The organism is Photorhabdus sp. P32 (assembly GCF_038085095.1).
GTDB lineage: Bacteria > Pseudomonadota > Gammaproteobacteria > Enterobacterales > Enterobacteriaceae > Photorhabdus > Photorhabdus luminescens.
The window spans coordinates 20768-30976 of sequence record NZ_JAZGJN010000235.1 but is presented as its reverse complement, the minus strand read 5'-3'; the positions used below and the strand labels follow the sequence as shown (position 1 = coordinate 30976).

Annotated in this window: 8 protein-coding genes; 6 read left to right on the top strand and 2 right to left on the bottom strand. The window is 42.4% G+C overall.

All coding sequences use genetic code 11. The features are described from left to right. Positions 1-194 precede the first annotated feature (194 nt). A complete protein-coding gene (locus tag V2H77_RS07355) occupies positions 195-977 on the top strand; it encodes an endonuclease/exonuclease/phosphatase family protein (RefSeq protein ID WP_341498287.1) in 783 nt (260 codons plus the stop codon). A 347-nt stretch (positions 978-1324) separates the two neighbouring features. Here the strand turns inward: V2H77_RS07355 and V2H77_RS07350 are convergent, their stop codons facing one another. Then, on the bottom strand, positions 1325-2710 hold the full coding sequence (locus V2H77_RS07350) for an amino acid permease (protein WP_341498286.1): 1386 nt from the start codon (positions 2708-2710) through the stop codon (positions 1325-1327). Between the two features lie 171 nt (positions 2711-2881). On the opposite strand from V2H77_RS07350, the gene queE reads away from it, so the two are divergent. Then, positions 2882-3553, top strand: coding sequence for a 7-carboxy-7-deazaguanine synthase QueE (gene queE / locus V2H77_RS07345; RefSeq protein ID WP_341498285.1), 672 nt, complete (start codon positions 2882-2884; stop codon positions 3551-3553). Positions 3554-3597: 44 nt separating this feature from the next. On the opposite strand, the gene queD is transcribed toward queE, so the two are convergent. Further along, positions 3598-3960, bottom strand: coding sequence for a 6-carboxytetrahydropterin synthase QueD (queD, locus tag V2H77_RS07340; RefSeq protein WP_341498284.1), 363 nt, complete (start codon positions 3958-3960; stop codon positions 3598-3600). 267 nt (positions 3961-4227) lie between these two features. Between queD and cysJ the strand changes: the two genes are divergently transcribed. The 4 genes from cysJ (at position 4228) to cysG (ending at position 10200) form a co-directional block, all read left to right on the top strand. After that, the gene (gene cysJ / locus V2H77_RS07335) at positions 4228-6030 is read left to right on the top strand and encodes an NADPH-dependent assimilatory sulfite reductase flavoprotein subunit (protein ID WP_341498283.1); all 1803 of its coding nucleotides are present in this window, start codon (positions 4228-4230) and stop codon (positions 6028-6030) included. Continuing rightward, a complete protein-coding gene (gene cysI, locus V2H77_RS07330; protein WP_341498281.1) occupies positions 6030-7760 on the top strand; it encodes an assimilatory sulfite reductase (NADPH) hemoprotein subunit in 1731 nt (576 codons plus the stop codon). The genes cysJ and cysI overlap by 1 nt, the downstream gene beginning before the upstream one ends. After that, positions 7757-8491 (top strand): phosphoadenylyl-sulfate reductase, encoded by a 735-nt coding sequence (locus V2H77_RS07325; RefSeq protein ID WP_341498280.1) that lies wholly within the window; start codon positions 7757-7759, stop codon positions 8489-8491. Before cysI ends, V2H77_RS07325 begins: the two co-directional genes overlap by 4 nt. Before the next feature lie 296 nt (positions 8492-8787). Next, positions 8788-10200, top strand: a complete 1413-nt coding sequence (gene cysG, locus V2H77_RS07320) for a siroheme synthase CysG (protein WP_341498279.1) — start codon at positions 8788-8790, stop codon at positions 10198-10200. Positions 10201-10209: the final 9 nt, after the last annotated feature.

Sequence of the window (10209 nt, the reverse complement as noted above, 5' to 3'; positions counted from 1 at the left end):
CTCCGTCGGGTAAACGGAATTTAATTAAAGCAAAGTGCCGGATAAAAAACCAGCACTTTGTCAATAATCTGAAACCCTGAGAGAAATCTCAGGGTTTTTTGTCGTTCATGAGTATTAAAATCAATAATTACCTTATGATATTTGATAAAATAGGATAGTTTTTATAGTTATTCTGTATTTAAGAGGTTTTTTACGTGGTAAAAAAAACCTATGCGATAAGGTATGTCGCGGGCCAGCCTGTTGAGCGTGTCTTTCCTATGTCGACTCATCAGCTTGGAAATGCATTACCTGTAGGTACTCCTTTGATCACTGGCACAAATGAACTTAGGGTTGTTGTATGGAATATCTATAAACAGCAGCGTCCTTCATGGCGAAAGGTTCTGAAGGAGCTAACTAATGAAAGCCAGTTGATTTTATTACAAGAAGCGCAGACAACTCCTGATTTAGTTGAATTTGCTACTTCAAATTATTTGATCGCTGATCAAGTTCCCGCATTTCTATTGCCACAACACCCTTCTGGTGTAATGACATTAGCAACGTCTCATCCTGTTTATTGTTGTCCATTGAGAGAGAAAGAGCCTCTTCTACGTTTATCTAAATCAGCTCTAATCACTGTTTATCCTTTGCAGGATGGTCGCCAGTTAATGGTTATTAATGTGCATGCGATAAATTTTAGTTTTGGTGTAGATGTGTATAGCCGTCAGCTAAATAATATTGGTGCTCATGTTCGTTTACATAATGGCCCAGTAATTATGGCTGGTGATTTTAATGCCTGGAGTAAACAACGATTAAATGCTCTAAAACGTTTTACGAGATACTTACACCTTAAAGAAGTCTCTTTTACTGATGACTATCGAACAATTGCGTTTGGAAGGCCCCTGGATTTTATTTTTTATCGAGAGTTGAATATAGCTGATGCTATTGTGATACCTACTAACGCTTCTGATCATAATCCTCTTATCGTAAACTTTTATTAAATTTTTATTATAAGAATATATTTATCTATTTTATATGAGTTGGTTTTTTATTTAATTCATTGAAAACAAATAAAATATTATTTTTTTGTTTAAATTATTTATTATATATTGCAATAAATCTATAGTTAAAAAAACAATCCTTGTTTTTATTGAATGATATATATTTTTTTATTTCAATAAATGGAGTGATTATTTTAAATTTTTGTTTAAATGTTTATTTTATGAATGTACTATGGATGAATTAAAATAATTTAAATTGATTAATGGTGAGGAGTAATATTAAATATATTTTATCCAGATAAGTGAAAATAAGTACCAGAGTAATCTGGCACTTATAATTGTAAATATTATTTATTTAGCTGATGTGGTTGAGAAATATTTTTCTTTACGCTTAAGAAATAAGTTATTGATAACAAAACTATCCATATAATTCCCACAATTAATGCAATGCGGGTTTTTTCGAAATAGCCCAGTAATGCAATAACAAATACCATAAAGATAATGGTTAATACTGGTGCTATTGGCCACATAGGAACGGGAAATTTCAGGGTCTTAACTTCTTCTTTGCTCATTTTGCGGCGCATAGCAACCTGAGAAAGTAGGATCATCAACCATACCCATACAGTAGCAAATGTTGCGATAGAGGCAATGATAACGAAAATTTCTTCCGGAATCATATAGTTGAGTATAACTCCAATTAACAGAACTGCTGACATAACGATCACAGTCATCCAGGGTACGCCATTACGGCTCAGCTTGGTGAATGATTTAGGCGCTTGTCCTTCTTGGGCCATGCCATACATCATACGGCCAGCACCAAAAATATCGCTATTAATTGCTGAAACTGCGGCAGTAATCACGACGATATTGAGAATATTAGCAGCAGAATTGATACCTAAGCTGGAAAAAATCTGTACGAATGGACTACCTTCTTGACCGATCTGATTCCACGGATAGATGCACATTAAAATAAACAGAGTCAGTACATAGAACAGCAGAATACGGAAAGGGACAGCGTTGATTGCTTTTGGAATTGTTTTTTCGGGATTTTTGGCTTCACTGGCAGTGATACCAATGACTTCAATACCACCAAAAGCAAACATTACAATGGCGAGTGAAGCTATCACGCCAGTTATGCCATTAGGCATAAAACCGCCATATTCCCACAAACTGGCAATGCCGGTTGCATGATCTGTTTCTTGGCCGAACCCATAGATCATGATAGTCATGCCGCCGACAATCATAGCGATAATTGCGGTGACTTTCACAATCGAAAGCCAGAATTCCATTTCACCGAAAATTTTCACATGGCAAAGATTAATTGCGCCGATAAAGCAGACAATGCTTAGCACCCAGATCCACTGTTCCACGTGGGGGAACCAGAGTTTCATATAGAAACCGAATGCAGTAACGTCAGCCAGGCAAACGATCAGCATTTCGAATATATAATTCCATCCGGTTAGAAATCCGGCTAAAGGGCCGAGGTAATGGCTGGCATAGTGTGAAAAAGAACCGGCTACTGGATGGTGAACAGCCATTTCGCCTAATGCACGCATCACCATAAATACGGCAGCACCGCCGATTAAATAGGCGAGTAATACGGCTGGTCCAGCTTGCTGAATAGCAGCTGCGGAGCCATAGAACAGCCCTGTGCCTATTGCGGAGCCTAATGCCATAAAGCGGATGTGCCGCCCGGTTAGACCCCGTTTCAGCTGAGTTTCATTATTCTGCATTATTTATTCCTGTCACTTTTTCAGTGCTAGATATATTTTAAGCACACGATGCCTCGACAAGCCGCACGTTAGCCAAGCGAAGCAAACCCCGTACCTTACCATAAAGATTGATGTTCGCGGGATAGATATCTGTAATAATGCGCCCTTGCCTTAATGAAACCAGAGATTTTTATGTTTTACCCGATTAACGAAATATTCCAGACATTGCAGGGAGAAGGTGTTTTTGCTGGAGTCCCGGCAATTTTTATTCGTCTGCAAGGGTGTCCGGTTGGTTGTAGCTGGTGTGATACAAAACACACTTGGGAGAAAGAAGCGGAAAAGCAACGGGCATTGGAAACAATTTTGCTGAAGACGAGTGAAAGCAATGAATGGAGTGAAGCATCTCCTAAGCAAATTGCAGCGCTGTTTGTTCAACAGAAATATACCGCACGTCATGTTGTTATTACTGGTGGTGAGCCTTGCCTTTATGATCTTATACCTCTGATCGAAGAGTTAGAAAGCCTTGGCTACCAATGCCAGATAGAAACCAGTGGTACGTATCATGTTAAGTGTTCTGCTGCTACTTGGGTGACAGTTTCACCAAAAGTTAATATGCGTGGTGGTTACCAGATATTGCAGCAGGCTTTGCAAAGGGCTAATGAAATAAAATATCCGGTTGCTAGAGAAAGAGATATTGAAGCATTGGATGAGTTATTAGCGACATTGGATGAAAACTCATCACGTATTATTGCACTGCAACCTATTAGCCAGAAAGAAGACGCTACTCGTTTATGTATTGAAACCTGTATTGCCCGTAATTGGCGGTTTTCTATGCAAACACATAAATATTTGAATATCGCCTGAGAAAAGCTTACTGCACTGGAGGTTTCCTGGTGCAGTAAGTTGTTTCATTTACCGCGGAAAATAGCTCCCGCGTTACAGGTTTCTTTCACCATAACGGCACTGAGTTGTGGAATTGTTGGTTTAACTTTATCCCAAATCCAGGTAGCTAATATTTCGCTGGTTGGATTTTCCAGGCCAGGGATATCATTCAGATAATGGTGATCTAGCTGTTCCCAAACGGGTTTGAATAGGGCTTTTAAATCGGCAAAGTCCATAATCCAGCCACTATGAGGATCGACCTCCCCGGTAATTTCCAGTCGTACCATAAATGAGTGCCCATGCAGGCGACCGCATTTATGACCTTCTGGAACATGTGGCAGACGGTGGGCGGCTTCAAACTGAAAATCTTTAAAAATCGTTGTGCTCATAGTGGTTCTCCCTGACTTCAAAAAACCCGCTATTCTACCCGATCTTCTGAATTAAACCCGGTTTTTTCATTTTTTTGCCATTGCTCTTATTAACTGTTTTATAGATATATTAAATCTGTAAATATGGTTAGGCGTTTTGGTTATTTGATATTGCGATAGTTTCTTTAAATAGTAACAAGTCGCTGAGATAACCTTACAAACCATCCCTATTTATTTTATTTACTCAAAATAACGGACATTGGTAATCGTAAAGGGCAGCACAGGACAATGAGCATAAAACCACCTTCAATTTCACTTATTCCGGTTTCACCTGAACAGCTAGCGCGTTTGCAATCGGCAATTGGCGATTTTTCACCGACTCAATTAGCTTGGCTGTCTGGTTATTTTTGGGGAATGGTGAATCAACAACCACAAGTTCAGGCTGTGGCTCCGGCGGTTCCGGCACAGGAGACGATTACATTAATTTCAGCTTCACAAACTGGTAATGCTCGTCGTTTAGCTGAGCAGCTCCGCGATGATTTGTTGGCAGAGAAACTCAATGTCAATTTGTTCAATGCCGGGGATTATAAATTCAAACAAATTGCTCAAGAGAAAGTACTGATAATTATTGCTTCTACTCAAGGTGAAGGAGAGCCTGCTGAGGAAGCAGTGGCATTGTATAAATATCTTTATTCTAAAAAGGCCCCAAAACTGAATGATATGGTGTTTGCGGTTTTTGGTCTGGGTGATACCTCTTATGAGCGCTTCTGTCAGGCTGGAAAAGATTTCGATAATCGTCTGAATGAATTAGGCGCTCAACGGCTTCTGGAGCGTGTGGATGGCGATGTGGAATATCAGCAGGTTGCGGCTCAGTGGCGTAAACAGTTAACTGGGATCTTGAAACAACGTATTCCGGCTGAGGTAGGGACTGTAATTACTTATGCACAGAACGGATCGGTAAATGAAGTTTTCTCAACTTCTTATACTAAACAGTCACCATTGACTGCGGCTTTAGCCGCCCGTCAGAAAATAACGGGCCGTGGTTCTGATAAAGATGTTCGCCATATTGAAATTGATCTGGGTGATTCAGGTTTGCGTTATCAACCAGGTGATGCTTTAGGAGTCTGGTTTGAAAATGATCCGGATCTGGTGAATGAAGTGTTGAATTTGCTTTGGCTGAAAGGAACAGAACAGGTTGAGGTTAATGGTCAGAAATTGCCATTAAGGGAAGCACTGATCAGACATGTTGAGTTAACCCAAAATACCGGTGTGATTGTAGAAAAATACGCTGCTCTGGCGAAAGATGAAAAATTGCTTTCTTTGATTGCTGATAAACAAGCATTACAGCAATACGCTCACAATAAACCGATCGCCGATATGATAAGAGAAGCGGCTTCTCAACCGGAGGCGCAGCAATTTATTGATTTGCTACGGCCTTTGACGCCAAGGCTCTATTCAATTTCGTCTTCTCAGGCAGAAGTGGAAAATGAAGTTCATCTTACAGTTGGTGTGGTTCGTTATGAAATTGACGGACGGGCCCGCACCGGCGGCGCATCCGGCTATTTAGCAGATCGCTTACAGGAAAATGACGATATTCGTATTTTTATTGAGCATAACGATAATTTTCGTCTGCCTGCTAATCCACGCTCACCTGTCATCATGATTGGGCCGGGAACCGGAATTGCGCCATTTCGGGCATTTATGCAGCAAAGGGCGGCTGATGGCGCTGAAGGGAAAAATTGGTTGTTCTTTGGTAATCCACATTTTACTGAAGATTTTCTCTATCAAGTAGAGTGGCAGCGTTATGTCAAAGATGGCTTGTTAACCCGTATTGATTTGGCATGGTCCCGTGATCAGCAACATAAAGTTTATGTTCAGGACAAGTTGCGTGAGCAAGGTGAAGAAGTGTGGCGTTGGATAGAGGAAGGAGCACATCTGTATGTGTGCGGTGATGCAAACCGCATGGCGAAAGATGTGGAACATGCGTTATTGGATATTATTGCTGAGCATGGCGGCATGGATACCGAACAGGCAGATGAATTTTTAAGTGAACTGCGTCTTGAGCGCCGTTATCAGAGGGATGTGTACTAATGAACGATAAACAACATGGTCCTTTGATTGTTGAAGGTAAACTGGCTGACAGTGAGCGTATGAAGCGGGAAAGCAACTTCCTGCGAGGTACGATTAGCGAAGATTTAACTAATGGCTTGACGGGAGGTTTTGAAGGGGACAATTTCCTGTTGATTCGTTTTCATGGCATGTATCAGCAGGATGATCGTGATATCCGTGCCGAACGTGCAGAGCAAAAACTGGAGCCCCGTCATGCAATGATGTTGCGCTGTCGTCTGCCGGGTGGCGTGATTACGCCACAGCAATGGTTAGGTATCGATAAGTTTGCTGAAGAGAATACCCTTTATGGCAGTATTCGGTTGACTAACCGTCAGACATTTCAATTTCATGGCATTCTAAAAGGGAATGTAAAACCTGCGCATCAATTGCTGAATCAAGTTGGGCTGGATTCGCTTGCGACGGCAAATGATGTTAACCGCAATGTACTTTGTACCTCGAATCCCATTCAATCAGAGTTACATCAGCAAGCTTACGAATGGGCGAAGAAAATCTCAGAACATTTACTGCCGCGTACTCGTGCTTATGCGGAACTCTGGTTAGATAAAGAAAAAGTCGCAACGACCGATGAAGAGCCGATTCTTGGGCCGACTTATTTGCCGCGTAAGTTCAAAACCACGGTAGTCATTCCTCCACAGAATGATGTTGATCTACATGCCAACGATCTGAACTTTGTCGCCATTGCAGAAGGTGACAAGCTGGTGGGTTTTAACGTTCTAGTGGGTGGTGGTTTGGCGATGACTCATGGAGATAAAAATACCTATCCACGTATGGCGAGTGAATTTGGTTATATTCCACTTGAGCATACGTTGGCGATTGCGGAAGCTGTAGTGACAACTCAGCGTGACTGGGGCAATCGGACTGAACGCAAAAATGCCAAAACCAAATATACGTTGGAGCGGGTTGGTGTGGACATTTTTAGAGAAGAGGTAGAGAGACGCGCTGGCGTGAAATTTGAGGCAGTTCGGCCTTATGAATTCACGGGTCGTGGTGATCAAATTGGCTGGCTGAAAGGCATTGATGATAAATGGCATTTAACGTTATTTATTGAAAATGGTCGCCTTTTGGACTACCCCGGTAGGTCGCTGAAAAGCGGGGTTGCTGAAATTGCAAAAATACATAAAGGGGATTTTCGCCTGACGGCTAATCAGAACTTAATCATTGCGGGTATTCCTGAAAGTGATAAACAACGCATTGAAACTATCGCCCGTCAGCATGGGTTGATTGACGATAAAACCACAGTTCAGCGTGAAAACTCAATGGCTTGTGTCTCTTTCCCAACGTGCCCATTGGCAATGGCTGAGGCTGAACGTTTTTTACCGGAGTTTGTCACCCATATTGAACAACTGATGAATAAACACGGTATTGGTGATGAACATATTGTTTTGCGGGTGACAGGTTGTCCGAATGGTTGTGGTAGAGCGATGTTGGCGGAGGTAGGGTTAGTTGGCAAAGCGCTTGATCGTTATAACCTTCATCTTGGCGGTAATCGAATTGGTACCCGTATTCCACGCATGTATAAAGAAAATATCAGCTCACAAGAGATTTTATCCATCATGGATGAACTCATTGGGCGTTGGGCGACGAGGCGGCAACCAAATGAAGGTTTTGGTGATTTTCTGATCCGCACAGATATTATCAAGCCGGTACTGGATTCGGCCCGCGATTTTTACGATTGGCAGGAGGCGGTATGAGTCAATTCAGTTTATCTCAATTTGTTAGCATGACGGCTGAACAGCAAGAGCAATCACTGGCTGAGATTAATCAGCGGCTTGAAATGATGGATGCTCACCAGCGGGTAAACTGGGCGTTGGAAAATTTGCCAGGGGAGTTTGTTCTTTCCTCCAGTTTTGGTATTCAGGCGGCGGTATGTCTTCATTTAGTGACACAAGAATATCCTGATATTCCGGTCATCCTTACTGATACCGGTTATCTATTCCCTGAAACTTATCAATTCATAGATAAACTCACAACGCAGTTGAAACTGAATTTGCAAGTATTCAGTGCTGACCATTCTCCGGCCTGGCAGGAAGCTCGCTATGGGAAATTGTGGGAACAAGGCGTGGAAGGAATAGAACGCTACAATCAGATTAATAAAGTTGAACCAATGAATCGGGCTTTAAAAAGTCTAAATGCACAAAGTTGGTTTGCTGGTTTACGCCGTCAGCAATCTGAAAGTCGATCAAAATTATCGGTTCTGGCTATACAGCGGGGGGTATTTAAGATTTTGCCGATTATCGACTGGGATAACCGGCTTGTGCATCAATATCTGGCAAAGCATGGTTTGGAATATCATCCATTATGGGAACAAGGTTATCTTTCTGTTGGTGACATCCATACAACTCAAAAATGGGAACCGGGCATGAGTGAAGAACAAACCCGTTTTTTTGGCTTGAAGCGAGAATGTGGGTTACATGAGAACTAAAAACCCGGTATTTCTTGAGTGGGATCGATGATAAAGCCCTCGCCTTGTTTTAGGGCGTAATATAAATAGTCTGAAAAACAATTAACAGCCGGCTGTCCGGCTATTACCATTGTATTTTGCATTGTCATCTTTATCCTCATGCAATCTACTGAAAAGCTATTTTGGCGAGATCGCCTATATTCCATTACAGAACAATTAATTCTTTTTTGTCATTTTATAACTTTACCGCCGACTCATATATTCATTCGAAACAGTTTCAGTACTTATAAATATTTCACTGGATATCAAGGGCAATCGTGGATTACTTACCGATATTTGTTGAGCTGAAAGGGCGACTTGTATTACTTGTCGGAGGTGGAGAGGTGGCCGCACGTAAGGCGACTCTACTACTACGGGCAGGTGCATTATTACAGGTTGTAGCGCCTGAATTGCGCTCTGAATTACAACAGCGTTATCAAGCTGGCGAGCTGGAATGGTATAAGGGAGAGTTCCGACCTGAATATCTTGATGGCATCTTTTTAGTTATTGCTGCGACTGATGATCGTATTCTAAATCATCAGGTTTTTTCTGTGGCTGATAAGCGCGGTATTTTGGTCAATGTGGTTGATGATCAATCTCATTGCTCATTTATTTTTCCATCAATTATCGACCGTTCCCCGGTTTTGGTGGCGATATCATCGGCGGGAAAAGCGCCGGTATTAGCGCGTTTAATCCGCGAGAAATTGGAAGCATTACTGCCTTCCAGTCTTGGTACGATGGCGAAAATTGCTGGCAATTGGCGTGAACGAGTGAAACAGCGATTCACTTCCATGCGCCAGCGTCGTTCTTTTTGGGAACAGGCTTTTAATGGACGTTTCGCTATGTTGGTTGCAAACGGTCAGATTCAACAGGCGGAAAAACAGCTTGAACAACAACTGGAACAGTCTGATTCGCAGGGAGAACTGGCTTTGGTTGGAGCGGGTCCTGGTGATCCGGGATTGCTGACATTAAAGGGATTACAGGTTATTCAGCAGGCAGATGTGGTGCTTTATGATCATTTGGTGAGTAGCGAGGTACTGGATCTGGTTCGCCGTGATGCGGATAAAATTTGCGTTGGCAAAAGAGCGGGTAATCACTCTGTTTCTCAGGAGGAAACTAACCGATTGATTGTGAAATTTGCCAGACAGGGGAAAAAAGTGGTTCGTCTTAAAGGCGGTGATCCCTTTATTTTTGGCCGCGGCGGTGAGGAATTACAGATTGCAGCATCGGCAGGCATTCCTTTTCAAGTTGTACCGGGCATTACTGCCGCCATTGGAGCGACGGCTTACGCAGGAATTCCGCTAACTCACCGGGAACATTCACAGAGTATTACGTTTATTACCGGTCATTGTCGAGAAAAGGGTAATGAGTTGGATTGGCCGGCTTTAGCTAGAGGTCATCAGACTCTGGTGATTTATATGGGGACGGTCAAAGCCGCCTTGATAAGTCATCAATTAATTTTACATGGGCGAGCGGAAGATACACCAGTAGCCGTCATTGGTTGTGGTACTCGTCTGGAGCAGCAAGTGTTAACCGGCACTTTGCTTGAACTGGAACAGTTAGCACAGCGGGCACCGTCGCCGGCCTTATTGGTGGTGGGAGAGGTGGCTCAACTCCACCATCAGATAGCTTGGTTTGGGCAACAATCTATTGCCAAGATAAGCCGTCCGGCAGTAGTCGATTTTGCATAAGGAGTTGTA